The organism is Shewanella sp. 0m-8 (assembly GCF_052977265.1).
This window is the reverse complement of record NZ_JBRIMB010000003.1, coordinates 43,154-69,767: the sequence shown is the minus strand read 5'-3', so window position 1 is coordinate 69,767 and position 26,614 is coordinate 43,154. Positions and strand designations below refer to the sequence as shown.

Below are 26,614 nucleotides of genomic sequence, written 5' to 3'. Positions count from 1 at the left end.
AGTAGTACTCTTTTGCTACACATTGTTAAAAATTAGCAGTTTTTTTTCTAAAAAAATTAAATCTAGAGCAGATTGTCGGCAATATGGTTAACGACTCATTATCGAATGAGAAGAGCATAAAAGGCGCAAGTCAAATTATGGGAGCTAAATTTGCTTGCGACCTTTCACCTCTTACTTAACCGTTAAGTGTTTGCTCTGGGTAAAACTAGACTTTGACTTTTTAGAGCGAGTTAATGCGTATTAACTATTGTTCTTAACTAAAGCGCATTAACTATTGCTTCTTACTTCTTACTTCTTACTTCTTTAACTAAAGCGCATTAGTAAAAATTTGGCAGATCTCTGCGTGAGTCGCTTGCTTAGGGTTGGTAAAACCACATGCATCTTTAAGTGCATTGTCAGCAAGTGTTGCAATATCTTCAGCCTTGACCCCAAGTTTGGTGAGGTTTTCTGGGATATTGACTGCAACAGATAGCGTTTTAATGGCTTCAATTGCAGCTTGTGCACCTTGCTCATCACTCATTGCTGTGACATCAACACCCATGGCTTTGGCCACATCTTTTAGACGAGCGGGCACCACTTGTGCGTTGTAGGCTTGCACATGAGGCAGTAGTAATGCGTTACATACGCCATGTGGTAGGTCATAGAAACCGCCGAGTTGGTGCGCCATTGCATGCACATAACCAAGGCTCGCATTGTTAAATGCCATACCGGCTAAGAACTGTGCGTATGCCATTTGATCGCGCGCTTCAATGCTTTGGCCATTTTCAACGGCCTCGACCAAGTTTGCTTGAATGAGCTCAATCGCTTTAATCGCGCACGCATCCGTTATTGGGTTCGCGGCAATCGATACGTAAGCCTCGATGGCGTGGGTTAATGCATCCATACCTGTCGCAGCGGTTAGGCCTGCAGGCTTTAGTAGCATTAACTCAGGATCGTTTACGGAAAGAATGGGGGTCGTGTTCTTATCTACGATGGCCATCTTAATATGACGCTCTTCATCGGTAATGATGCAGAAACGGGTCATTTCACTCGCAGTGCCTGCGGTGGTGTTGATGGCAACGAGGGGAAGTTGTGGCTTAGTTGATACATCTAAACCTTCATAATCTTTAATGCTGCCACCATTGGTTGCAACTAATGCGATGCCTTTTGCGCAGTCATGTGGCGAGCCACCACCAAGAGATATCACGAAATCACAGTTGTTAGCGGTTAATATTTCAAGACCTGCTTCGACGTTACCCACTGTTGGGTTAGGTTGTACACCATCGAAGATGACAGAGTTAATATTGTTGCTTGCCAACTTGTCTGTGACCTGGGCTACCAGACCAATATCAACGAGAGGTTTATCTGTAACAATTAATGCATTTTTAAAGCCTAGTGACTTGATGTCACCAATCGCTTCAGTAACAGCATCTTGCCCTAAGATATTGACAGATGGGATAAAAAATTTAGCAGCCATAAGAATCACCTATTACGCTTTTAATGTTAAAAGTTGTTATCTTTTCTGGTAATTAAAGTACCAACACTAGTTTGATAAAGGTGTGACCAACTTCAAATAAGGCTTTATTTAGCTAAAAAATAGCCCGAAAGTTGGATCTGTCTTACTAATTTTGTAATTTTATGACATGGAGACAAGTATTCAGTTAAGCACAATTTTTCAGGTATTCGCTCTACTGAATTTTGATATTACTGTTCGCTCTTAATCTCTTATTTTATGGCTAATATCGTTCAATATCGGTCAGCGGCTGCGCTAATTTTGTGCAGATGTCTGCCTGACTGTTTAATGCCTTTTTTAGATGTTTCGATTACATCTGTTTGTACTTCCCATTTAACGTGCTGATTTTATTAGCATGAATAATGTCACCCTGTTGCAATAAAACTGTCTTCAAGCTGTTATTTGTCTTTGGCATGGTAACTGCTCTATTAAGTTTTTGAATGGCGAAGTGCAAGGATGACAGGTATGGGGCTAGAAAAGTTACTGTATTTGCAAGGCGTAGCGGCGGAGTTTATCGACTGCCATGGCGCGCACATCCGGATCTCAGAGGAGGATAGGCTTAATATATTAGCCTGCATGCTAGCACCCCATGAGCAGCATAAATGTGAACCCGCAATGGTACGCCGTCATCAACTTCAGTCTTCCCCATGGATAGAGCAAAGAAACTATCTACTTGATGCTAAACCTTGGACACAACTATTACCGGTATTTCAGCATTGCGATATTAACCAGCTAACCCTAGAGGTTTATCTGCCACAAACTTATCGGCAGGTGCTTAATATTAAGCTGCAGCTTGAATGCGGTGAGTGTTATCAATTTAGTTGTACGCCGCACAGTAACGAGCACTGTGAGGTTATTGGTAATTATCACATCGCTGCAGATGTGTATCTGCATTATCGATTAACAATATCAGCGGCTTTAATGGGTATTGAGTTACCTCACATCGGCCTTGGGTATCATAAAGTCAGTGTCGAGCTTGATACCTTAGGGGCTATACCTGAAGCGTCATTGACTCAAGCCTTAACTGAATCGAGCAAGCAGCATGCTACGGGGACTTGGCTGGTGGCACCTGTTGAGACTTTTCAGGGAGCAGAAGCGGTAGCGCGGGCCAGTAAATTTACTAAATCTACTAATGCCACTAATGCCAATAAGCCCACGAAAGCCTGGGGACTGAGTATTCAGCTTTATAGTCTACGCAGCGAAAACCAGTGGGGGATAGGTGATTTTGGCGACTTAATGCAGCTTATCGATATGCTTGCTAAGCATGGCGGGGCATTTATTTTACTTAACCCACTACACGCACTCGATATTGCCAATCCAGATGCAGTGAGTCCTTACAGCCCAGATGATCGACGTCGACTTAATCCACTTTATATTAATATTGAGCAAGTGGCAGAATTTGAACTGCTGAAGCTTGAAGCGCTATTAACGGCATTAAATCGTGGTTACGCACCGAGTAAAGCACATAAGCCATCGGTAAGTGATGACAGCTTCAAAGGAGTTGCTAGTCTTGATGCGTTAAAAATGGTGTTAAACCAATCAAACTGGTTAAATTATCGAGATATTAGCCACTATAAATACATCGTTTATCAACAGTTATATCAGGCATTTTGTCAGCAACACCTAGAAGTTAATACACCTAGAGCGCGGCTATTTAAACAATTTGTCTGCGAGCAAGGCGCGGCGCTTAACCAGTTTTGCCAGCATCAGTCTGCAGCCCAAAAGTGTAACCGTGACGAACCGCAGTTTTTTGCTTACTTGCAGTTTATCGCGGAGCAGCAGTTAGCCCAGTGTCAATTGCACGCTAAACAGTTGCAGATGTCTATCGGGCTAGTCCGCGATCTTGCCGTTGGGGTATCGGCCGATAGCTGTGAAGTCGCGTCTCAGCCTGAGTTATTTTGTACCCATGCCAGTATTGGCGCGCCGCCCGATGAGTTTGCACCTCAGGGGCAAAACTGGGGACTGACTCCTTTTGATCCAATCGCGCTTAAATCCACTGGTTATCAGCATTTTATCGATTTATTACGCTTGAATATGCAGTCTTGCGGGGCCCTTCGTATCGATCATGTTATGTCACTACTGCGTTTATGGTGGTGGCCAAAGGATAGCGAGCTTGGTGGCGGGGCTTATGTTTATTATCCGCAGGATTGCTTGATTGCGATCTTATGCATCGAAAGTCAGCGTGCTCGCTGCCAGATTATTGGTGAAGATTTAGGCTTGATTCCGCCAGAAATAGTGTGTCGCTTGCAAGCTGCTGGGGTGATGTCAAACCAATTGTTTTATTTCAATAAGCAAGATGATCAGTTTACTCCCCCGGCGGATTATAAACGTCGTTGTTTAATGATGTTAGCCAATCATGACGTCCCAACATTAAAAGCCTGGTGGCAAGGTAGCGACTTGTACTTACGTCGCTCGCTTGAGCTTATTGATAGTGATGAAGCGCTTAAGTTTGCACAAGATGAGCGCGCCAAGAATAAGATACAACTGCTCAATCTGTTGATCAACCAAGGTGCGATGTCTAGTCAGTGCAAATTACATGAGATTGATTATCCGCAATTGTTACAGGCTTGGATAAAGGTGAGTGCAGCCGGTAATGCTGAATTATTTAGTGTACAGCTGTGCGATCTTACATTAGAGCGTTTAAGCGTTAATGTGCCGGGCACGTGGCAGCAATACCCTAACTGGCAGCGACGCTTACCTAAAACATTAGCTGAGATAGCAAAAGATGACCGCGTGCAGCATTTGATGCTGCAAGTGTCGGCAGGTCGCATGGCGGGTTTTGCCGCTAATACTAAGGACGCAGTTCAACATAGCAGCAGTGACACTGGCTTAGAGCTGTGCAGGGACAAGACGTTTGAGAGTGCAAGCTCGTCAATTTCTGAATATTCAAACCACACCAATACGGACAACCTTCTATGAACTCTATTGCTATGACTCAACATGCTGGTGAATTGCAAAGCGGTGGCGATATTGCGCTACTTAATAGCGAATATGTAGACGTATTTGGTTTGCTAGGCATGCACAGTATTAATCAAGGTAAGGCTTTGAGTGTACGTTGCTTCTTGCGTGGTGCGCTAAGTGTTGAGGTCATTTGCTATAAAACAGGTCGTAAAGTTGCCAGCCTAGAAAGACATAATGAAGAGGGGATATTTAGCGGCATTATGGGGCGTAGAGTTAAACCTTTTTTGTATCTATTGCGCGTGCAATACCCTTTGAACCAAGAAGATATTATTGACCCTTACCAATTCCCGAGTTTGTTAGCTGATGATGACGTATATCTGTTTGGTGAAGGTCGACAAGAGCACGCTTACCAGTTTCTGGGCGCTAACTGGCGCAGTGTCCAAGGTATCGAGGGGGTGCATTTTTGTGTATGGGCTCCCAATGCAAAGCGAGTCTCGCTTCTAGGGGATTTTAATCATTGGGACGGCGCCGTTCATGTTATGCGTCAGCATTTGGCCAATGGTTTATGGGAGATTTTTCTTCCCAGCGCCAAAGGGGGTCAACATTACAAATTTGAAATTGTTAGCTGCCATGGCGAACGGTTAGAAAAGTCCGATCCTTATGCCAAGGCGATGCAAGCTGCGCCAAGTAATGCTTCATTGGTACCGCAGCAAACTTTATATCAATGGCAAGATAGCCAATGGCTTCAGGCTCGCGCTAAGGTCAAATGGCATCAAGCGCCGATGTCAATTTATGAAGTTCACTTAGCATCATGGCGGCGTAAAGGTGAGCAGGGTGAAGAGTATTTTGACTATCAAGACTTGATTGAACAGCTTATTCCCTATGTCGTTGATATGGGTTTTACCCATTTACAGTTAATGCCAATCAGCGAGTATCCGTTTGATGGCTCATGGGGGTATCAGCCTGTTGGCTTGTTTGCGCCTACTTGTCGTTTTGGTGATCCCCAAGCCCTTAAAGCTTTTATTGATGCCTGCCATCAAGCAGGGATCGCAGTGATCTTAGATTGGGTGGCGGCGCATTTTCCAAAAGATCCCCATGGATTAGCTCAGTTTGATGGGAGTTGCCTTTATGAACATAACGATCCTCGCCAGGGGGAACATCCTGATTGGGACACGCTTATCTATAATTATGGCCGCGGTGAGGTACAAAGCTACCTGTTGAGTAATGCGTGCTATTGGCTCAAAGAGTTTCATTTTGACGGACTCAGGTTAGATGCCGTGTCATCTATGCTTTATCTCGATTACAGCCGAGAACCCGGAGAGTGGCAGCCTAATGAGTTTGGTGGTCGAGAAAACTTAGCGGCCATTGACTTTTTACAGGCGCTGAATCAGCGCATGTACCAAGCGTTTCCGGGGATCTGCATGATAGCCGAGGAGTCTACCGCTTGGCCGGGGGTCACTCATATGCTTGATGCGCAAGACGCCGAGCGACACGGCTCACACAATTTGGGCTTTGGCTTTAAGTGGAACATGGGCTGGATGAATGACAGCTTAGGTTATATTAAGCGCGACCCGATTTACCGAGTACACCATCACCAAGAATTGACATTTAGCTTAGTGTACCAATATACCGAGCAGTTTATTTTGGCGCTTAGCCATGATGAAGTGGTACACGGTAAAGGCTCTTTACTGCACAAAATTCCCAATGATGATTGGCAAAAATTTGCCACCCTAAGAGCCTATTATGGCTTTATGTGGGGTCATCCGGGGAAAAAGTTGCTGTTTATGGGCAGTGAGTTTGCTCAGCGTGATGAATGGAGCCATAACAAGAGTTTAGATTGGCATCTACTGCAATACGCGCCCCATCAAGGAGTGCAATTGTGGCTTAAAGATCTCAATAGACTTTATCAGTCGAGTGAGCAATTGTGGCAGCTAGATGGCGAACCTGACGGGTTTCGTTGGTTAGATTGCAATAACAGCCAAAGCTGTATTTTTAGCTTTATGCGCAGTAGCAGGGCCGTCGATAGTAAACAAGGTGATAGTAAAAAAGGCGAGAGCCCAATTATCTTTATTATCAATATGACGCCACAGGTGCATGAAGGCTTTCGTATCGGTTTACCCGATAAGCATGATTATATCGAATTACTCAATAGTGATAGTCAGGCCTATGGTGGCAGCAATGTCAGCAATAGTGGCGGTATTTTAGCGCAAGAACAGCCCTATCAGGGACTGGCTTATAGCGCTGAGATCACGATTGCTCCACTTGCTTGTTTAGTCTTAGGTCGGGGCTAAAGCGTGCAAGTACTGAAGGGAAGACCTTACCCTCTTGGGGCGACCTTAGATGACAATGGGGTTAATTTTGCGCTGTTTTCTGCCCATGCAACCAAAGCCACGCTGTGTTTATTTGACCGCAGCGGTCGTTTTGAAACCCAGCAAATCGTATTGACCGAAAACACACAACAGGTTTGGCACGTGTATTTGCAAGGCGTAGATGCCGCTCAGGTTTATGGTTACCGGGTTGATGGCTTATATGAACCTCATTCAGGGCACAGATTTAACCCTTATAAACTGTTACTCGACCCTTACGCTAAGCAGTGGGTGGGTGAGTTTATTGAGCACGAAAGTCACTATGCTTATCAGGTGCAAACTGCTGATGATGTGGGAAGTGCACATGATAAGAGCGGCAACTATGACAAGAGTAGCGATCAGGATTTATGCTTAGATCTGCGTGATAATAGCCAATATATGCCAAAGTGTAAGGTGGTTGATTGTCGAAATCTGCCCCCAATAGCCCCACTCAATCACATAGTTCAAGCTGCATATCCTCATAATGAAGTTGGCTGTCATAGCGGCAATCATAGCGGCAATATGAGTGGAGATGAGCCAACAGCACTAGAGCAAAGCATTATCTATGAGCTGCATGTAAAAGGCTTTTCTCAGCAGCATCCCCAGATTGAACCACGTTTTAAAGGCACTTTTCTCGGTTTAGCTCAGCCTAGCGTACTGCAATATCTCAAACAGTTAGGGGTGACGGCAGTTGAGTTGTTGCCCGTCCATAGCTTTATCTCCGAAGCGTTTCTGCAAGATAAACAGCTAACCAATTACTGGGGATACAACAGCCTTGGGTTCTTTGCCCCCCACAACGCATATTTAAGCCAAGGTAATATCGACGAGTTTCGCCAAATGGTGAGCGCGCTGCATCAATCCGGTATCGAGGTGATCCTCGATGTGGTTTACAACCATACCGGTGAAGGAAATCACCTTGGACCTACGCTGAGTTTTAAAGGCATAGATAACCTAAGCTATTACCGCTTACTGGCGAACGATAAACGCTTTTATATTAATGACACAGGCTGTGGCAACAGTTTGAACATCACTCACCCGCGGGTGTTACAACTGGTTCTCGACTCGTTACGATATTGGGTCGAGGTGATGGGGGTTGATGGTTTTCGGTTTGATCTGGCCAGCGCGCTTGGGCGGGAGGCCTATGGATTTGATCCGGGATCTGGTTTTTTTGATGCTATCGCGCAAGATCCCGTGCTTAATCGAGTGAAATTGATCGCTGAGCCATGGGACATTGGTCCGGGCGGTTATCAGCTGGGGGGCTATCCACAAGGGTGGAGCGAGTGGAATGATCGATATCGCGATACCTTAAGGCGGTTTTGGCGCGGCGATATGGGCATGTTGCCAGAGCTTGCGCGCCGATTTCATGGCTCAAGTGATCTGTTTGAGCCGTCAAAGCGTGGCCCCTGCGCGAGCATCAACTTTATAACCAGTCACGACGGTTTTACCTTACAAGATCTTTTGAGTTACAGCGAGCGTCATAATCATGCCAATGGCGAAGATAATCGCGATGGACACCAAGAAAACGTTAGCAGTAATTACGGCGTAGAAGGGCAGACCGAGCAGGCTGAGATCCAGTCATTACGTCATCGACAGGCGCGTAATATTTTGACCTGTTTAATGTTGTCCCAAGGTGTGCCCATGTTACTGGCAGGCGATGAATTTGGCCACAGCCAACAAGGCAACAATAACGCTTACTGCCAAGATAATCCGCTTACCTGGCTTAATTGGAACCTGGCAGATTGGCAGCAACAACGTTTGCTGTTTACTCAGGCGCTCATCGCGCTAAGAAAACGTTACAGAGCGCTGTGTTACAAGCGGTATATCCATAACGACTCCTCTGATGATTCACCACAGTTACATTGGTTTTGCCGTCAAGCTGAGCCCATGAGTAAGGTGCTTTGGGCTGAAGGACAAACTCGCAGTTTAAGTCTTATTTTAAGTGGTGAATTAGAGGGGACATCGGGTAAGCAACAAGCCTTACTGTTAATGCTTAATAGCGACGAGCAAGCATTACAGTTCACCGCCCCCACGCTAGCCAATTTCTCCCCATGGCAGCGACTTATCGATACTCATAGTGAGCATTTTAGCGGCCAAGTCTGCCTTGACGCAAAGTCGCAGTTTACGCTTGAGCCCCAACAAACCTTATTGTTACAAGACAGAAGTGTAATGTTGTTTTACGCCCAATCTAAAGGAGTGACTGCATGACGACGCCTGTAAAAACAAGCGCTAAGACCTCGCTTAAAAAACAAAGCAAAGATAAAACATCGGCTGTAATCAAGGAGCGGGAGCAAGGCCAGGAAGCGATTCAAGCGATTGACCCTTGCAGTTCGCTCGGGGCTAGAATGCAGCGTCATGTTAATAATGGACTCGGTCGAGACTTACATGACAAGCAAGAGTTGTTTAATGCCTTGGCTTTAAGTGTTAAGGAGCAAATGCTTGAAAGCTGGCGCGCCACTCGTCAAGCCGATTGTCAGTTTGAGCGTAAGCAGGTGGCGTACCTGTCATTAGAGTTTCTTATGGGGCGGGCCATGGGGAACGCCGTTATGAACCTAGATCTGTTGCAGCAAACTAAAGAGGTGTTACAAAGCTATGCGGTTGAGCTCGAAGAGATTGAGCAGATGGAGCATGACGCAGGATTAGGTAATGGTGGCTTGGGCCGCTTGGCGGCTTGTTTTCTTGATAGCTGCGCCAGTTTAGATCTGTGCGTCACAGGTTACGGCATTCGTTACGAATACGGTATGTTTGCGCAAAAGCTGGTGGAGGGTTTTCAAGTAGAGCGCCCTGATCGCTGGCTTCGAGAGGGTAACCCATGGGAAGTACGGGTTGCTGAGCATAATGTCACAGTGCCATTTTTCGGCCACACCAGTAGTTATGTTGACCCAAGTGGTCGTCGTAATGTGGTCTGGTTAGATACGCAAGATGTGTTAGCAGTCGCCTATGACATGCCCGTTCCTGGCTATCAAAATAATCGTATCAATACCTTAAGGTTATGGAAATCAGAAGCTACCGATGATTTTGACTTAGAAGAGTTTAATCAAGGCGATTACACCGAGGCGGTGGCGCGAAAGAACATGGCTGAGCAGATCACTATGGTGCTCTATCCAAACGATGCCAGTGAAAACGGTAAAGAGCTGCGCTTAAGGCAGCAATACTTTCTCAGCTCTGCCAGCTTACAAGATTTACTGAGAACCTGGGTTCAGCGCCGCGGTAATGATTTTAGCCAATTTGCCAAATTTAATGTGATGCAGCTAAACGATACGCACCCGAGCATTGCCATTCCTGAGTTAATGCGGCTGTTAATTGATGAACACTTTTTAGAGTGGGATGCCGCGTGGCAAGTGGTAACACAAACCATGGCGTATACCAACCATACGCTATTACCTGAAGCGCTTGAGCGCTGGCCTGTACGGATGTTGGCGCACATGTTGCCTAGGATTTTAGAGATTATTTATGAGATCAACGCCCGTTATTTAGAGCAAGTGGCGCATCACTGGCCTGGAGATGCACAGCAACTGGCGGCAATGTCGATTATCGAAGAGGGCAGTGAACCCCATGTGCGCATGGCCTACCTAGCAATTGTGGCAAGCTTTTCGGTTAATGGCGTGGCAGAGCTGCATAGCAAGCTCTTGGTTTCAGGGTTGTTTAAAGACTTCTATCAGCTATGGCCTGAAAAGTTTAATAACAAGACAAACGGTGTCACCCCAAGGCGCTGGCTAGCCCATTGTAATTCGGAGCTCGCAGCGTTGCTGACCAGGCGTTTGGGGGATGAGTGGGTGACAGATTTGAGTCATCTCAATGCCTTGAATGCCTTTACCGATGACAACGCTTTCCTGCAAGAGTGGCGCCAGGTCAAACAGAATAATAAAGCAAAGCTGGCACAATTGATTAAAGCCGAGTGCGATGTCGATTTTGATGTTGAGATGCTGTTTGATGTGCAAGTTAAGCGTATTCATGAATACAAACGCCAGTTACTCAATATCTTGCATGTTATCCATCTATACCACCAAATTCAGCAAGGCCATACCAGTGAACTGGTCCCCCGCTGCGTACTGATTGGCGGTAAAGCCGCGCCGGGTTATGCCATGGCCAAACTGGTCATTAAGCTTGCCAGTAATGTGGCTCACATGGTCAATTGCGATCCCGCAGTATCTAAGTATTTACGCGTAGCCTTTTTAACCAATTATAACGTCAGCGCGATGGAAAAAATTTGCCCAGGGACGGATCTGTCAGAGCAAATTTCGACAGCAGGTAAAGAAGCGTCGGGCACTGGCAATATGAAGTTTATGATGAATGGTGCCATTACCATCGGCACCTTAGATGGTGCCAATGTTGAGATGCTCGAAGAGGTGGGCAAAGACAATTTTTTCCTGTTCGGGCTAGATGCTCAAGAGGTGATGCGTCAGCGCCAAGATTATTGTCCGCAGCATTTTATTGATGCTTCTCCGGCTTTAAGTGAAGTGTTGGCGCTACTTAAAAGTGGTCATTTTAGCCTGCTTGAACAAGGGATCTTCTCACCAATCATTGATGCCATCACCAATAAAAATGACCCATGGATGATAGCCGCTGACTTTGAGTCATACCGTTTAGCGCAAGAGAAAGTGTCCAGAGCCTATAAAAATCCGATCACATGGACACAAATGAGTATCCGTAACACCGCTGCAAGCGGTCGTTTCTCTAGTGATGTCACCATCGCTAATTATCGTGACGAAATCTGGAAGGCTTAACCATGGAACAGATACAGACTCAGATAAATAACGCACGACTTAATCTCGATTTTTGTTCAAGGAGTGAACGCTAATGACTATTACCAACCCACGTTATATTAGTAACTTAACCCGCGATACTTATGCCATTATTCTTGCGGGGGGCAGAGGTTCTCGCTTACATGAACTGACGGACTGGCGCGCTAAACCTTCATTATATTTTGGAGGCAAATTTCGCATTATCGATTTTCCGTTATCTAACTGTATTAATTCTGGGATCCGCAAGATTGGTGTGGTGACTCAATATAAATCTCATTCACTGATCCGTCATGTGATGCGCGGTTGGGGGCACTTTAAGAAGGAGCTGGGTGAGTCGGTTGAGATCTTACCAGCATCACAACGTTACTCGGAAAACTGGTACCAAGGTACGGCTGATGCAGTGTTTCAGAACATTGATATTATTCGCCACGAGTTGCCCAAATACGTGATGATATTATCGGGCGATCACGTATATCGCATGGATTATGCGGGGTTGTTGGCAACTCACGTTGAATCGGGGGCTGATATGACAGTTTCCTGTTTAGAGGTTCCGGTTGCAGAGGCCGCTGGTGCATTTGGGGTGGTTGAAGTGGATGAAACCAAACGTATTTTAGGTTTTGAAGAGAAACCTGAACTACCTAAGCATTTACCTGAAAACCCTGAGATGTGTTTAGCCTCTATGGGCAACTATGTGTTTAATACAGAGTTCTTATTTGATCAACTTAAGCGTGATGCTCAAAACGAAGATTCAGATCGGGATTTTGGCAAGGATATCATTCCAGCCATTATTAAAGAGCACCAAGTGTTTGCCCACCGTTTTCGCAGTGCCTTTCCGAACGAGGAAGCTTACTGGCGTGATGTGGGGACATTAGATTCGTTTTGGCAAGCCAATATGGAGCTGCTATCACCGACACCAGCACTTAACCTTTATGACGCCAAGTGGCCGATTTGGACGTATCAAGAGCAACTGCCGCCAGCTAAATTTGTATTTGACGATGATGAACGTCGCGGCATGGCATTGGACTCGATTATTTCTGGTGGCTGCATTATCTCTGGCTCAACGGTGCGCCGCAGTGTGCTATTTAATGAAGTGCGAGTGTGTTCATTTTCCAGTGTCGAAGACTCGGTTATCTTGCCTGATGTGGTGGTGCTACGAAATTGCAAAATCAAAAATGCGATTATAGACAGGGGCTGCATTATTCCCGAAGGGACTGTGATTGGCTATAACCACGAGCATGACAAAGCCAAAGGCTTTAGAGTTTCGGAAAAAGGTAAAGTGTTAGTCACGCGAGATATGTTGGGCTTACCTGTGGGGTATGAGTGATTTATGCTGCCGCACAATAATATCGACAACCAGACTCAGGCGCTGAACGTGGGTAATGGTCTGAGCCAAAACCATACGCTAAGCAATGAGCTTAATCGTGCGCCTACTGAAACCACCCAGGCTCGGGTATTAATGCTGGCCGCTGAAAACGGAGCGATTCCAGGCGCGAAAGTTGGCGGCATGGCCGATGTGATCAATGACTTACCAGTGGCGTTAGCGGAGCTCAATATTGCCGTTGATGTGGCAATGCCAAGTTTTGGCTCATTGATAGCGGCGGCCAATGCACATTGGCTGGCAGATGTTGACGTTGAGTTTTCAGGGAGAAAGCAACAGGTCGGCGTGTACCGCGCGCTAAACCCTAAGCTTGCTAATAGTCATTTCTACTTATTTGAACATCCACTTTTTCATGGCAATCATGGCGCTTATTCTCAAGGTGATGCCTCTAGACCATTTGCAGAAGATGCAACTAAGTTTGCCTTGTTTAATCTTGCTGTTGCAGAAGCGCTGCGCATCGATTTTCTAACTGAAGACGGAGCGCAGTACTTTGCTGATAAACCGAGTCATATTCATCTGCATGATTGGCATAACGGATTATTTGCGGTGCTGCGTGCCTTCGATAGTCGCTATGGTTTTTTGCAAGATTTACCTTGTGTGTTCAGTATTCATAATTTGGCATTGCAGGGGATTAGGCCTTTTAACGATGAGGTGTCGTCATTTGCAGCCTGGTATCCGCACTTAAGTGCCGAGCTTACTGAACTGCAATGCAGCTTGATTAAAGATCCACGCTATAGCAACTGCATTAACCCAATGCGGGCAGGTATTATGCTCAGTGATAAGGTTCACCTGGTATCGCCAAGTTATGCCTTAGAGGTGCTCAGCCCCTCATTACCCGAGCAGGGTTTCTTTGGTGGCGAGGGCTTAGAGCTGGACTTGCAACATCAGCGTAATCGCAACAACCTGGTGGGTATACTTAATGGCTGTATGTACCCACAAGCACTGGCAGATGTTGAAAAAGAGGTCGAACAAGGCGGTGATAACGAGCATTGCAGCAATGTAGATGCTGAAGTTACCAAGCAAGAGGCTAACAAGAAAAAGCCTAACAAGAAAAAGCCTAGCAAGAAAGCCAATCAACAAGGCCGAGTCGATTTAACTAGGCAGTTTATCGAGCAGGCGTTAAACACGATTATTCAATGGCAGGTGGGCAAGGCACAGGTAAGAACGCAAGACTTTATTGCTCAATGGCGTTTGCAGCAATGGCTGGCAGAGGTGACTCATCATATCGATTTAAACAGTGCCAATGCAAAAGAGGCCACTCACACTGAAGATACTAGGTTTATCATGACCTCAGTTGGTCGCCTAACGGATCAGAAGGTGATGTTGCTGCGTAGCCGTTTTGAGCTCGACAATGACGACTGCACTTTACGAGGCCGCACGGTATTAGAGGCCTTGCTGATACGCATGGCTGCTTTCGATGTTAATGCACGTTTTGTCATGCTGGGGAGCGGTGATGCAGAGATAGCCCGTGAGTTTTCAGACATAGCGGCTAAACATCAACAGTTTATTTTCTTAGATGGTTATGATGAACAGCTATCCGATAAGCTTTACAAGCTTGGCTCTCTATTTTTAATGCCCAGCTCGTTTGAACCTTGCGGGATCAGCCAAATGTTGGCGATGCGCGCGGGGCAGCTCTGTTTAGTTAATCGGATCGGTGGGCTTAAAGATACGGTACATCATCTAGAAACAGGTTTTACCTTTGAGGGGGGCGATATTCCATCTCAGGGCGCGGCGCTATTGCAGGCCTTTGATGAGGCTACCACTATGGTGGGAAGTTTACGTTGGAATGCTATGCAGCAAAGCGCCAAGGCGCAGAGGTTTGATTGGCATTCACAGGCAAAGCGTTATCAGGCGTTGTTATACGACTGCACTTGAACAATAAGCTGTTAACGGGCTTGTAGCAACGCACCTGAAAAGTAATGGCTGTTAACTGGATAAATAAATTATGGCGGACAGATAGTCCGCCATAACACTTGTCGCTCACTCAAAAATGTCACTGTTACAGCAGTAAGCTGTCATTGATTTCGTGGAACTGTTCAGTTGAGTCAATCAGTGATTTGGCCGTTAAACTAGGCACGCCATAAACTTGGGTTTCAACACCATATCTTTGTTTTATTTTTTGCATTAACAGATCAAAGTCACCATCGCCAGATAGCAAAATCACCGCGTCGACTTCACTTGCGGCTTCCATGATGTCAATGGTAATACCTACGTCCCAATCGCCTTTAGCTGAGCCATCGCTGCGCTGAATAAAAGGCTTAAGTTTTACCTCAAACCCTATGTGTTTTAATGCATCTTGAAACTTGAGCTGGCCATCATCACCGCGATGAATGGCATAAGCGGTCGCTTGAACTATGTCACCTTCATAGCCTAAATGTTGCCACAGTTTGCGGTAATTAAATTGCCGTCCGTATGCTTGGCGGCACGTGTAATAGATGTTTTGTACATCAACAAAAAGGGCAATTTTTTTCACAGAGTACTCATTGGGTTAGCGTGCTATAGCTTAATGATGAACATTATTGTTGCAGCACTGAGGTTACTTTTCATTGGCAAGCAAAGACAATAGCGCAGCTTGGCTATTGAGTGAAGTCCAGTATTGGGAAAATTATCGCTAAATGTAGAGATCTACCAGATGGGAGTCATTATTATCTGATTGTCGGCGATCGTAGACATCTAAATGAGGACTGTGAGGGTATTTACTTTGGTTGCCACTTAAGCGGCGCTCTGCGATAAATTGCCCATTAATAAAAACTGTCTCGTAGATCCTTGGTTCGGCTTCCTGCCAATCTTTTTGTTTAAACTCTGCTTCCTGCATAAGTTCCACCTAACGCTATAAGTCATTATTCGAGCGTGAATAACGGCTGTTTATGTGTGATTTAGCAACCTTGATACCTTTTAGTATAGAAAGAATTGATTAAATCGCAGCAGTATCGGTAAGGTAAGTGGATTGCCATATAAACAAAAAGGAGCTCAATGAGCTCCTTTTTTACGCAAAAACGGGAACTTACGCTATTGTTTTGCGGGGTTTGAATGCAGATGTTCTGCAATGGCTTTATCAAGTTGTGACTCGACAAAACCGGGTGATTTAGTTGCTCCAGAGATCAAGCGATACATAGCGGGGATCACTAGCAAGGTCACAAAGGTGGCAAAGGCCATGCCAAAGAACACCACTGTACCAACGGCTATCCGGCTTTCAGAGCCTGCTCCTGTAGACAGGATAAGCGGGATTGCGCCAATTAAGGTGGTAAAGGCTGTCATTAGAATGGGGCGCAAGCGTCTTACCGAGGCATCGATAATCGCTTGTTCGATCTCAAGACCTTTATCACGTAGCTGGTTAGCAAATTCAACAATCAAAATACCATTTTTAGTTACCATGCCAATCAGCATTATCATGCCTATCTGGCTGTAAATATTCAGGCCTTGACCAGTTAAATACAAACCTAAGAAACCGCCAAATACTCCCATAGGAACAGTAAACATGACGACCAATGGGTTAATAAAGCTTTCAAACTGCGCGGCTAAAACAAGATAGGCTACCAGCAGAGCTAAACCAAAGACCATAAACACACTGCTTTGGTTTTCTTTAAAGTCTTTAGACTCGCCTGTATAGGCAACCGAAATATCGCTTGGCAGCATCTCAATGGCTTTCTGGTCAAGAAAGTCCAATGCCTGGCCTAACGTATAACCCTCACCTAAATTGGCTTTTAAGGTGATTGATTTCTGTTTATTGTTATGACTTAGCTTTTGTGCTGACGCCACCTCTTCGATGTGGGTGATGGTGTCTAGGGTGATTAGTTCACCTTTGGCTGAGCGCATATAGATTTGGCTTAAGTCTGCTACGTTACTAAAGCTGTTTTCGTTACCGCGAAGGTAAACATCGTATTCTTCACCGCGCTCAACAAAGGTGGTTTCACTGCGACCGCCGAGCATGATCTCTAAAGTTTCAGACACTTGGGCAACACTTATCCCAAGCTCTGCAGCGCGTTCTTTATCAACTGTGACCACAAGTTCCGGTGTGGTTTCTTTATAATCGATTTCAGGGCTTTCAAAGATTGGACTATAAAGTGCTTCCTCTTCTAAAGCTTGTGCCCATTTAAAGAGCTCTTGGTAATCACTGCCACCAAGTACAAACTGAACCGGTTCGCTCGAGCCACCTCTAAAACCGGGTAATAGCGGGCGCACCATAACATCGGGAATGCCTTTTAACGCGTTGGCAATGACACCTAGGGCTTGCTGCGCATTAACGGTTCTTTCGTTCCAGTCCTCAAGTTGAATGATGACAAAGCCTGTTTGATCACCTGCTCGGCCGCCAAAGGCTGGCGCTTGCACACTGAAAGACTTGACCACACCTTGGCCTAATAGCGGCATTAACTTATCTTCCGCTATCTCCATATTGGCTGCCATACGGTTATAACTGGTGCCTTCAGCGCCTTTAATAAAGGCAAAGATAACGCCTCTATCTTCTTGGGGGGCTAGCTGAGCGGGCACTTGCTGCATTAACCAGCCGCTACCTACAATGCAGGCAATAATGACCAGGGGAGCGGCAACTCTAAATGACACTGCCTTACTTACCATCTTGCGGTAGGCGTGTTCTAGTTTGCTAAATATTGACTCAACCCAGAGGTTAAAGCGGTTTGGTTTAACGTTCGCTTTAAGTAACTTACTGCCTAATACCGGTGTTAAGGTTAGCGCAATAAGTGACGAGAACAGCACTGAGACCGCTAGCATTACCGAAAATTCGGTAAATAGCAGGCCGACCATACCCTCCATAAAGGAGATAGGTAGGAAAACCATGACCAGTACGGCGGTGGTTGCAATAACCGCAAAGCCGACTTCTCGAGTACCGTTATAGGCAGCTAAGAGAGGAGGCTCGCCCTTTTCAATATGGTGGAAGATATTTTCCACCACCACGATGGCATCATCGACCACAAGGCCAATAGAGAGGATAAGTGCCATGAGGGTGAGTAGGTTAATCGAATAACCCAACATATTGGCAGCAATAAAAGCTGAAATTAGTGACACAGGGACAGTCACTGCAGGAATTAACGTCGCCCTTGCTTGGCCGATAAAGATGTACAGTACTAAGACAACCAGCAAGGCCGTTACAGCTAAAGTACTAAACACTTCGTCAATTGAACGGTCAATAAACACTGTGGAGTCATAATCGACAATCAGTTTAGTGCCTTCGGGTAAGAATTTTTGAATACGCTCCACTTCTTTGTGGACGTCTTGAGCCACTTCAAGCGGATTGGCGTCAGACTGCGGTACAACGCCTAAGCTAATATTGACCACACCATCGCTTTTAAACGTTGAGTTTTCATTCATCGCACCAATAAATACATTGGCGACATCTTTAAGATAAATAGGTGTACCATCGGCTGCAGTGCGAATAACGAGGTAGTCAAAATCTTCAGGAGTTTGATACATACGCGCTGTGCGTACCGCCATCACGGTGGTGTCGTTTCGCACTTCACCGCCGGGTGTTTCAACGTTTTCTTTATTGAGCACGCTGACGATATCTGATGCGGTGACATTGCGGCCAGCCATTAGCTCAGGCTTAAGCTGTACATACATAACCTTGTACAAACCACCTGAGATATCAACACTGCTCACGCCAGAGATAAGGCTGAACCTATCTTCTAAAACACGCTGAGCGTAATCGGTCAACTGCGTTCTGTCCATGACAGATGAGCTTAAGTTGACGTAAACAGAAGGCTCTCCGGTACCGTTATCCTTTGATACGATAGGGTCGTTGGCTTCATCGGGAAGTCGGCGTTGTGCACGCGCTACCGCGTCACGAACGTCGCTGACCCCTTCGGTTAAATTCCATCCTAAAAGGAAGGTCACTGTAATACGTGACATGCCGTTTCGGGTCACCGACTCAATTTGGTCGACACCGCTAATACCGGTTAACTCGCCTTCAAGTGCGGTAGTAATTTGGCTTTCCATAATGGTTGCAGAAGCACCTTCATAGGTGGTCATAACGGTGACCACTGGGCTTTCTACATCGGGCATTTCACGCACGGCAAGCTTACTAAAGGATACCGCGCCAAATACACACAGTAATAGGCTTAAGACGATGGCGACAACAGGGCGTTTTACTGAAACATCAGACAACCACATTTAGATGCTTCCTCGTGCTTGTTGCTCTTTAGCCGTCTCTTTTGCATCTTCTTTGTGTGCTAGTGCAACGTCGGCTAAATCGTCTACGCGTAGCCCGTCACGCATATTGACTAAACCTTGTACAACGACTTTGTCACCAATGCTTAGTCCGCCGGTAATTAACACTTCATTTTCGATGCGAGCGCCAAGGGTCACTTTAGTGCGTTTGGCAATTCCGTTTTCGTCAATGACATACACAAAACGGTTAGTGCCTGAGTATTCAAGTGCTTGTACCGGAATGACGGGTTCAGACACACTTGGAAATAGCAGGGTTGCTGACATCATCATGCCCGGTTTTAGCTGCAGGTTTGGATTATTGAATTGCACTCTCACCCTAAGATTTAAGGTGTCTTGATTGACTCGTGAGTCAATGGCGATAACCTTGCCGATAAAGTCTGTATTTGGCCATGCACGGCTTTTGGCGCTGACTCTCATGCCAACGCTGAGTTGTGACAGGTGATTTTCCGGTACCTGCAGATCAAGACGCATGCTGGATAAGTCATCTAGGGTTAATAGCTCTGTACCTGCGGTGACCATTTTGCCTTGACTGAAATCAATCAGGCCTGCAGTGCCGGCAAATGGCGCAGTTAAATAGTGATAATCAAGGTCGGCTTGTGCGGCGGCTAAACGAGCGCTCGCCATATCGACACTGGCTTTTTGGGCGTCAATTTCAGTTTGGGTGATAGCATTTTTATCTATCAGTTTTAGAAACTCTTTTAACTTACGTTTTTCATCGGCTAAATAGGCGGCTGCCTCGGCAAGGGCTGCTTGTGCTTTTGCGTCATCAAGCTGGATCAGTATCTGGCCGTTATCAATTTTTTGCTCTGTGCTGACTAGAATAGACTTTATCTTACCTGCAATTTGCGGGGCGATATAAACTGATTGCTCGGCATCAAGTTTACCGATTAAGGACAGCGACTGAGAAAGATCGTGTTGCTGAACAATGCCAGTAACGACTGGCACGGTGCGAACAGGTCTTTGTTTGAGATCTGTTCGTTTCGCTTCAGTCAGACTACTGAAGGTTATTGCGCCAGCAACAACCAATAATATAGGGATAAGAATATATGAGGATTTCATGAATGATTACTTACACAGCCAAAGTTGAGATTATTTTAGATAAAATTTCAACCTCATAGGGTAAAGCAATGTAAAGTAAAGAAAAGTAGAAGTTAATACTTTACCTTTTACGAACAATTTATTGGCAATTTTAACTTGCTGTAACCTTTGTTACGGCTTTTGCTAGGTTTGTATTTTATCGGTCGGTTAGCGGGGAAGGTTATCTATGAGCCAGGGAGCAGTAGTCGGTAAAGCTGAGGGATGGCAAAGAAGTTAAATTATGTGGGGTTAAATTAAGCGGAGTGAAGTTGATCATGACAGGGCTGTTGCTTAGCGATAGTTAACTGGCCAACATTCAAACTAAAGCTAACCAAGCATTAACTAGCAAACTTGGTTCTAGGTTCTAGGTCCTAAGTTCTACGTTCTGCGCTCTAACTTAATGCACTGGTAGCAAACATGCCCCTAGTGCACTAGATCGCGAGTGAAAGGCTACAATGCTTGGCGAGAACCATCGAAAAGGCCTCGTACTAATTCATGATTTTCAATCAGTAACAACTCACCTTGCTTACCCCGCTTAATGCTACTATCGATGGCGATGACCTTATTGTTAAATAGTCCAAGTACCCGCTTTTGAGAAGTATGGCCAACGGTTATATGCTTGACGTTAAAATAAGCCAGTATTTTATCGAGTTCAGCTTCGGTAAAACTATCTTTAAAATAGCCTCGATACCAGGTTGGCCCATTGCCATAAAATAGAAAACTCAATAACTCATCTTGTTTTAGCTCAGCCTTAGGTCGACCTATGTTAGCGCGAAACAGACGATTCGCTTCCTCGATAGTTAACTGGCGCTCTAACCATTCACTGCTGATCCCGCCATGCATATATAACACGTCATTAATCTTAACTAAGGTATTTTTACTTCTTAGCCACTGACCAATTTCGGTGTTATCCGCGTAAAGTTCATCGTTACTTCTGTTTAATAGTTTACTGGCTAGGTCGTAACGTTGATGCACGTATCTAAGATCGCCACCGAGTACCATCTGCTCATGGTTACCCATGAGTAGGTGCAGCATACCGCCAGCCGCTTTGGCTTGTCTGTCTAGCTGGTACATAAACCAAAGTACTTCGTTGATTTGGTCGCCGCGGTCAAACATGTCGCCTGTCATCACCATATGACCATCGCCAAAGGCCCAGTTATGATCGGCATCAATGATTTTTTGATTTTTTAGTAAGGTGATTAATACATCGTACTGGCCATGAACGTCACTGAGTGCGACCACTTTTTTTATACCGCTGTAGCTATCAGGCATGACCTGCTTTATGGCATGACTCAGTGTAGGTTGTGGTAGTTGACCGCAGTTATCTGGGCGTTTAAGTGTGCGCTCACTCACTCGAGTCGTTTTAAGTTCTGCATTACAGATCCAATAGGCGGTCTGTTGATGTGACTCTTGGCTGGCATTGGCCTTCTGATCAGTTGTGACTTCTTGGATCAGGTAGGGCCCATCAAATTGATAGTCTTCATTGGCGCTAAGCTGCGTTGACAGCAAGAGCAGCGTTGCGGCATAGAGTAGAGGTTTAAACATAATGTGGTAACTCTTAATATTAGTTATTTGTATCGATTGGTACTGTAACTTGCTTCTTTTTTTTATCGTTTTACTTGGGTGGTTCTTGCTACTTACCAGCCGATTAAATAGCGGCTACGTTTACTGAGTAGCTTTTTAATGATGATGGCAATCAAGTAAGAGATAGCTACAACCACTAAGGTGACGATTAAAGTGGTAAAGATATTACCTTGGCCATTTAATCCCAAAAAATCTGGGCTGTCATAGAGCATCCACCACGGCGTTGTTATCCATGGGTGGATAAAGTAAATCGCAAAACTGACTTCTGCTAGCTTTTGTAGTGGTGCAATCGAGATATGCTCAAACTTGTTCAAAATTGCCAGTATCACCAGGGTGAGTAAGATTTTTTGTGGCAGCATTAAGTCTGGCACTGTCATTTCAAATGGGGCTTTATTAAGCGTGCCTGCACCAAAGTATTGCGCCTGTATAAGCGCTAAGGCAATACCCGTGAGTAACATCGGCAGCCAATACTTATCGATAAACGGGAACAGTTTATCGCGATGCGCCGAGCCCCAAACTCCAAGCAGGTAGACGGGTAAGAAGTAGACTAAAGACTGAATCGCATTGAGGTTTGATATGGGGCGATGCACCATAATGGCAATGATTAAAAGCGGAATCGCGTAGTAGAGTACTTGCTGCTTTTTAATGAGATACATGACCCAAGGCGATAGGGCGAATAACATCATTCCCATTGGAATATACCAATAAGCGGTAAGGGTACGGCCAGTTATTACGTACCAGCTCGCCGCCGCTGCAGGGCCGGAAATATCTGCCATTTCCTTATGCATCATGGGGTCGGTTCCCACTGTGAGATGCCAAACAATCCAAGGCAGAGACAAAAGTAGATAAGGAAGGAAAACAAATTTAGTTTTGCTCTTCATATACTTTTTGTAGTCCCAGCGGTGATAAAACACATGGTGAAAAAGAAAGCCGGAAATAAACACGAAAAAGACCGTGCCATTCATCATTAAGTTAAACCAGGCTTTATCGGCAAAGGTTTCAATTTGCCAACCCGCTGGGCGATAGCAGTGCGCCATGACGATAAAGATAATCGCAATACCACGGAAGTGATTAATACTATTTAAAAAAGCTTTTGGCTTGCTAATGCTAGGTGTGACGTCTGTTTCTGCTGTGACAGTTTCTTCAGTAACTTTATTTTCCCTAATAAGGGGCCCAGCGGGCTCTGTCTTCAGCTTATCGGCCGTTACTGCGGGCTGCTGTTTGTCATCCATTGCTTTGCTCGTCCATAAATGTTCGTCGTTTAATATATCGAGTGCACGACTTGTTGTTTTTAATTGGCTATTTTATACCAATGGATATCTTCGCATAATTAGCAGGTATTTTGTTACGCAGTTGAAAAATATTTATTTATTAGCCATCTATTTTATTGGCCATCTATTTATTAGATGACTGTTCATTAGGTTCATTAGGTTCATTAGGTAGCTATTTATTAGGTGGCCACTTATTCGCTAGCTGCTGAGGAAGGCGGGAGTAAACTTAACGGGACAAGTAGATAATAAAAAGGAGGCCAATGAGGCCTCCTTGTTTAATCGAGTGTAAGAATTATTTAACCATGCGCTTATACTTCAAGCGATGTGGCTCAACAACATCAGTACCCATAGTTTCTTTCAACCATGTTGAGTACTCGGTGTAGTTACCCTCATAGAAGTTCACCTTGCCCTCATCACGGTAATCTAGGATATGGGTCGCGATTCTATCGAGGAACCAACGGTCGTGCGAAATCACCATGGCACAACCAGGGAATTCAAGTAACGCTTCCTCTAGTGCACGTAAGGTTTCAACGTCCAAATCGTTGGTTGGTTCATCGAGTAGCAGTACGTTACCGCCAGCTTGTAGAAGCTTAGCTAAATGCACACGATTACGTTCACCACCTGATAGGCTGCCGATAATCTTTTGCTGATCGCCACCACGGAAGTTAAAGCGGCCTACATAGGCACGGCTTGGAATTTCGGTGTTGTTGATGCGCATGATATCTTGGCCATCAGAGATCTCTTGCCAAACCGTGTTCTTGTCATTCATTGAATCACGGAATTGCTCAACAGAAGCGATTTGTACAGATTCGCCTAACTCAACGCTGCCGCTGTCTGGCTGCTCTGCACCTGAAATCATCTTAAATAGCGTTGATTTACCCGCGCCGTTAGCACCGATAATACCAACGATAGCGCCTTTTGGTACTGAGAAAGTCAAGTCGTCAATCAGTACACGGTCGCCATAAGATTTAGTCAGGTTAGTGATTTCAATAACCTTGTCACCTAAGCGTGGTCCTGGTGGAATAAATAGCTCGTTGGTCTCGTTACGCTTTTGGTAGTCGTTAGTATTAAGCTCTTCAAAGCGAGCCATACGCGCCTTACCTTTAGACTGACGGCCTTTAGCCCCTTGGCGCACCCATTCAAGTTCTTTGGCAATTGTTTTTTGACGCGCGCTTTCTGTGGCAGATTCTTGGGTTAGACGGGCATCTTTTTGCTCAAGCCAAGATGAGTAGTTACCTTCCCATGGAATACCTTCACCACGGTCAAGTTCTAAAATCCAACCAGCGGCATTATCAAGGAAGTATCTATCGTGGGTAATGGCCACAACGGTACCAGTGTACTCTTGTAAGAAGCGCTCTAACCAGGCTACCGATTCGGCATCCAAGTGGTTGGTTGGTTCGTCGAGCAACAGCATGTCTGGCTTTTCAAGCAGTAAGCGACAAATTGCCACACGGCGGCGTTCACCACCTGAAAGCACTTCAATTTTCTCATCCCAATCAGGAAGACGCAGTGCGTTCGCTGCGCGATCTAGCACAACATCCAGATTGTGAGCATCTTGCGATTGAATAATGGCTTCTAACTGGCCCTGCTCTTTAGCAAGGGCGTCAAAGTCAGCATCGGGCTCGGCATAAAGCGCATAAACTTCGTCTAAACGTACCAGTGCATTTTTGGCTTCGGCCACGGCTTCTTCAACCGTTTCACGTACAGTTTGGTTTGGATCAAGTTTTGGTTCCTGCGGTAAGTAACCAATTTTTAGGTCCTGCATTGGGCGCGCTTCGCCCTCAATTTCAGTATCCAAGCCCGCCATAATGCGCAGTAGGGTGGATTTACCTGAGCCGTTTAAGCCTAAGACACCGATTTTTGCGCCAGGGAAAAAGCTTAATGAAATATCTTTTAAGATCTGTTTTTTAGGCGGGACAATCTTGCCCACTCTAAGCATGCTATATACAAATTGAGCCATGTTATTTCTCTTTGATTGTATTTTTTCTACGTTGATTGGCGGCAATTCTACTTGATTCGATACAGAACTTAAATCTGAATTCGAGCAGTTTCATTCACAGTTAACGCATAAATCTGTTAGCTAGGTATTGGTGGTTATTTATACCGATTAGTGCTTTTTACGAAACTCTCTCATCTAGAAATGCAAGTAATTTCATGTTGTAAATACTGGGATTGTGATCGAATGCGCTGTATCATACCGCGCAACCCTACTAGAAGAATTTTACAGCTGGAGTGAGTAATGCTGAAAAAAGATATGAATATCGCGGATTACGATCCACAACTATTTGCAGCAATTGAAGATGAAACGCGTCGTCAAGAAGAGCACATCGAACTCATTGCTTCAGAAAACTACACTAGTCCTCGTGTTATCGAAGCTCAAGGTACACAGCTAACTAACAAGTACGCTGAAGGTTACCCAGGTAAGCGTTACTACGGTGGTTGTGAGCATGTAGATATCGTTGAAGAATTAGCTATCTCGCGCGCTAAAGAGCTATTTGGCGCTACATACGCTAACGTTCAGCCACACTCTGGCTCACAAGCAAACGCAGCTGTGTTTATGGCATTGCTACAAGGTGGTGATACCGTTTTAGGCATGAGCCTAGCCCACGGTGGTCACTTAACTCACGGTTCTCATGTGAGCTTCTCTGGCAAGCTATACAATGCTGTTCAGTACGGTATCGATGAATCAACAGGTAAGATTGATTACGCTGAAGTTGAGCGTCTTGCTTTTGAGCACAAGCCTAAGATGATTATTGCGGGTTTCAGCGCATATTCGGGCATTGTTGATTGGGGTAAATTCCGTGAAATCGCTGATAAAGTAGGTGCATACCTGTTTGTTGATATGGCGCATGTTGCAGGTTTAGTTGCCGCGGGGATCTACCCGAGCCCTATGCCACACGCTCACGTTGTGACAACAACAACGCATAAGACACTGGCTGGCCCACGTGGCGGCTTGATTCTATCTGCGATTAACGATGAAGATATCTACAAAAAGCTAAACTCTGCGGTATTCCCTGGCGGCCAGGGTGGTCCTTTAATGCACGTTATTGCTGCTAAAGCCGTTGCATTTAAAGAAGCACTAGACCCTGAGTTCACGACTTACCAAGAGCAAGTGGTTGTTAACGCTAAAGCGATGGCGCGTACGTTCATTGAACGTGGCTATGATGTGGTATCTGGTGGTACTGAAAACCACCTATTCTTGCTTGATTTAATCAGCAAGGACATCACAGGTAAAGATGCTGATGCCGCTCTTGGCAATGCTAACATTACCGTTAACAAGAACTCTGTACCAAACGACCCTCGCTCACCATTTGTGACCTCTGGTCTGCGTATCGGTTCACCTGCAATTACCCGTCGTGGATTTGGTGAAGAAGAATCGGTGCTGTTAACTAACTGGATGTGTGACATCTTAGATGACATTTCAGATCTTGCCGTTAGCGAACGCGTTAAGAGTCAGGTTCTGGAATTGTGCGCTAAGTTCCCTGTTTACGGTTAACCTTAAGCGTTTAATCAGGTAGACTCCTATGGCCGCATTTATGCGGCCATTTTTGTTATTATTCGAGCATACTTTTGATTCGAGCCTACTTTCTGAGGTTTTGCTAAATTCAGTGAGTGAAACTACCTAATTTCTAACCGGAGGCTAA

The 26,614-nt window shown here is 45.3% G+C and carries 15 protein-coding genes; 7 read left to right on the top strand and 8 right to left on the bottom strand.

Annotated elements, in window-relative coordinates; translation table 11 throughout:
• Positions 1 to 307: 307 nt before the first annotated feature.
• Positions 308 to 1,456, bottom strand: coding sequence for an L-threonine dehydrogenase (gene yiaY / locus ACVBIO_RS02405; protein ID WP_447161902.1), 1,149 nt, complete (start codon positions 1,454 to 1,456; stop codon positions 308 to 310).
• A gap of 501 nt (positions 1,457 to 1,957) precedes the next feature.
• Between yiaY and malQ the strand changes: the two genes are divergently transcribed.
• The 6 genes from malQ to ACVBIO_RS02375 all read left to right on the top strand — a co-directional run bounded on the left by malQ (position 1,958) and on the right by ACVBIO_RS02375 (position 14,733).
• Positions 1,958 to 4,411, top strand: coding sequence for a 4-alpha-glucanotransferase (gene malQ, locus ACVBIO_RS02400; RefSeq protein WP_447171882.1), 2,454 nt, complete (start codon positions 1,958 to 1,960; stop codon positions 4,409 to 4,411).
• The gene (glgB, locus tag ACVBIO_RS02395; RefSeq protein WP_447171881.1) at positions 4,408 to 6,684 is read left to right on the top strand and encodes a 1,4-alpha-glucan branching protein GlgB; all 2,277 of its coding nucleotides are present in this window, start codon (positions 4,408 to 4,410) and stop codon (positions 6,682 to 6,684) included. Before malQ ends, glgB begins: the two co-directional genes overlap by 4 nt.
• A 3-nt stretch (positions 6,685 to 6,687) precedes the next feature.
• Positions 6,688 to 8,943 carry a glycogen debranching protein GlgX gene (glgX, locus tag ACVBIO_RS02390; protein WP_447171880.1) on the top strand — a complete coding sequence of 752 codons (2,256 nt, stop codon included), beginning with the start codon at positions 6,688 to 6,690 and terminating at the stop codon, positions 8,941 to 8,943.
• On the top strand, positions 8,940 to 11,462 hold the full coding sequence (locus ACVBIO_RS02385; protein WP_447171879.1) for a glycogen/starch/alpha-glucan phosphorylase: 2,523 nt from the start codon (positions 8,940 to 8,942) through the stop codon (positions 11,460 to 11,462). Before glgX ends, ACVBIO_RS02385 begins: the two co-directional genes overlap by 4 nt.
• Positions 11,463 to 11,541: 79 nt before the next feature.
• Positions 11,542 to 12,804 carry a glucose-1-phosphate adenylyltransferase gene (gene glgC / locus ACVBIO_RS02380; protein WP_447161905.1) on the top strand — a complete coding sequence of 421 codons (1,263 nt, stop codon included), beginning with the start codon at positions 11,542 to 11,544 and terminating at the stop codon, positions 12,802 to 12,804.
• A gap of 3 nt (positions 12,805 to 12,807) precedes the next feature.
• A complete protein-coding gene (locus ACVBIO_RS02375; protein WP_447171878.1) occupies positions 12,808 to 14,733 on the top strand; it encodes a glycogen synthase in 1,926 nt (641 codons plus the stop codon).
• A 124-nt stretch (positions 14,734 to 14,857) separates the two neighbouring features.
• On the opposite strand, the gene ACVBIO_RS02370 is transcribed toward ACVBIO_RS02375, so the two are convergent.
• The 7 genes from ACVBIO_RS02370 to ettA all read right to left on the bottom strand — a co-directional run bounded on the left by ACVBIO_RS02370 (position 14,858) and on the right by ettA (position 24,930).
• On the bottom strand, positions 14,858 to 15,331 hold the full coding sequence (locus ACVBIO_RS02370) for a LabA-like NYN domain-containing protein (protein ID WP_447161896.1): 474 nt from the start codon (positions 15,329 to 15,331) through the stop codon (positions 14,858 to 14,860).
• A gap of 138 nt (positions 15,332 to 15,469) precedes the next feature.
• Positions 15,470 to 15,673 carry a hypothetical protein gene (locus ACVBIO_RS02365; RefSeq protein ID WP_447161895.1) on the bottom strand — a complete coding sequence of 68 codons (204 nt, stop codon included), beginning with the start codon at positions 15,671 to 15,673 and terminating at the stop codon, positions 15,470 to 15,472.
• Positions 15,674 to 15,867: 194 nt separating this feature from the next.
• Positions 15,868 to 18,981 carry a multidrug efflux RND transporter permease subunit gene (locus tag ACVBIO_RS02360; protein WP_447171877.1) on the bottom strand — a complete coding sequence of 1,038 codons (3,114 nt, stop codon included), beginning with the start codon at positions 18,979 to 18,981 and terminating at the stop codon, positions 15,868 to 15,870.
• A complete protein-coding gene (locus ACVBIO_RS02355; protein ID WP_447171876.1) occupies positions 18,982 to 20,097 on the bottom strand; it encodes an efflux RND transporter periplasmic adaptor subunit in 1,116 nt (371 codons plus the stop codon).
• Positions 20,098 to 20,565: 468 nt separating this feature from the next.
• Positions 20,566 to 21,660 carry a shewanella-like protein phosphatase gene (locus ACVBIO_RS02350; RefSeq protein WP_447161892.1) on the bottom strand — a complete coding sequence of 365 codons (1,095 nt, stop codon included), beginning with the start codon at positions 21,658 to 21,660 and terminating at the stop codon, positions 20,566 to 20,568.
• 92 nt (positions 21,661 to 21,752) lie between these two features.
• Positions 21,753 to 22,931 carry an acyltransferase family protein gene (locus ACVBIO_RS02345; RefSeq protein ID WP_447171875.1) on the bottom strand — a complete coding sequence of 393 codons (1,179 nt, stop codon included), beginning with the start codon at positions 22,929 to 22,931 and terminating at the stop codon, positions 21,753 to 21,755.
• A gap of 331 nt (positions 22,932 to 23,262) precedes the next feature.
• On the bottom strand, positions 23,263 to 24,930 hold the full coding sequence (gene ettA, locus ACVBIO_RS02340) for an energy-dependent translational throttle protein EttA (protein ID WP_447171874.1): 1,668 nt from the start codon (positions 24,928 to 24,930) through the stop codon (positions 23,263 to 23,265).
• Between the two features lie 279 nt (positions 24,931 to 25,209).
• Here ettA and glyA point away from each other — a divergent pair, with 279 nt between their 5' ends.
• The gene (gene glyA, locus ACVBIO_RS02335; protein ID WP_447161889.1) at positions 25,210 to 26,466 is read left to right on the top strand and encodes a serine hydroxymethyltransferase; all 1,257 of its coding nucleotides are present in this window, start codon (positions 25,210 to 25,212) and stop codon (positions 26,464 to 26,466) included.
• Positions 26,467 to 26,614: the final 148 nt, after the last annotated feature.

Coding starts and splice junctions, on each gene's coding strand:
- yiaY (WP_447161902.1), bottom strand. CDS start 1,456: ATGGCTGCTAAATTTTTTATCCCATCTGTCAATATCTTAGGGCAAGAT.
- malQ (WP_447171882.1), top strand. CDS start 1,958: ATGGGGCTAGAAAAGTTACTGTATTTGCAAGGCGTAGCGGCGGAGTTT.
- glgB (WP_447171881.1), top strand. CDS start 4,408: ATGAACTCTATTGCTATGACTCAACATGCTGGTGAATTGCAAAGCGGT.
- ACVBIO_RS02385 (WP_447171879.1), top strand. CDS start 8,940: ATGACGACGCCTGTAAAAACAAGCGCTAAGACCTCGCTTAAAAAACAA.
- ACVBIO_RS02375 (WP_447171878.1), top strand. CDS start 12,808: ATGCTGCCGCACAATAATATCGACAACCAGACTCAGGCGCTGAACGTG.
- ACVBIO_RS02365 (WP_447161895.1), bottom strand. CDS start 15,673: ATGCAGGAAGCAGAGTTTAAACAAAAAGATTGGCAGGAAGCCGAACCA.
- ACVBIO_RS02360 (WP_447171877.1), bottom strand. CDS start 18,981: ATGTGGTTGTCTGATGTTTCAGTAAAACGCCCTGTTGTCGCCATCGTC.
- ACVBIO_RS02355 (WP_447171876.1), bottom strand. CDS start 20,097: ATGAAATCCTCATATATTCTTATCCCTATATTATTGGTTGTTGCTGGC.
- ACVBIO_RS02350 (WP_447161892.1), bottom strand. CDS start 21,660: ATGTTTAAACCTCTACTCTATGCCGCAACGCTGCTCTTGCTGTCAACG.
- ACVBIO_RS02345 (WP_447171875.1), bottom strand. CDS start 22,931: ATGGATGACAAACAGCAGCCCGCAGTAACGGCCGATAAGCTGAAGACA.
- ettA (WP_447171874.1), bottom strand. CDS start 24,930: ATGGCTCAATTTGTATATAGCATGCTTAGAGTGGGCAAGATTGTCCCG.
- glyA (WP_447161889.1), top strand. CDS start 25,210: ATGCTGAAAAAAGATATGAATATCGCGGATTACGATCCACAACTATTT.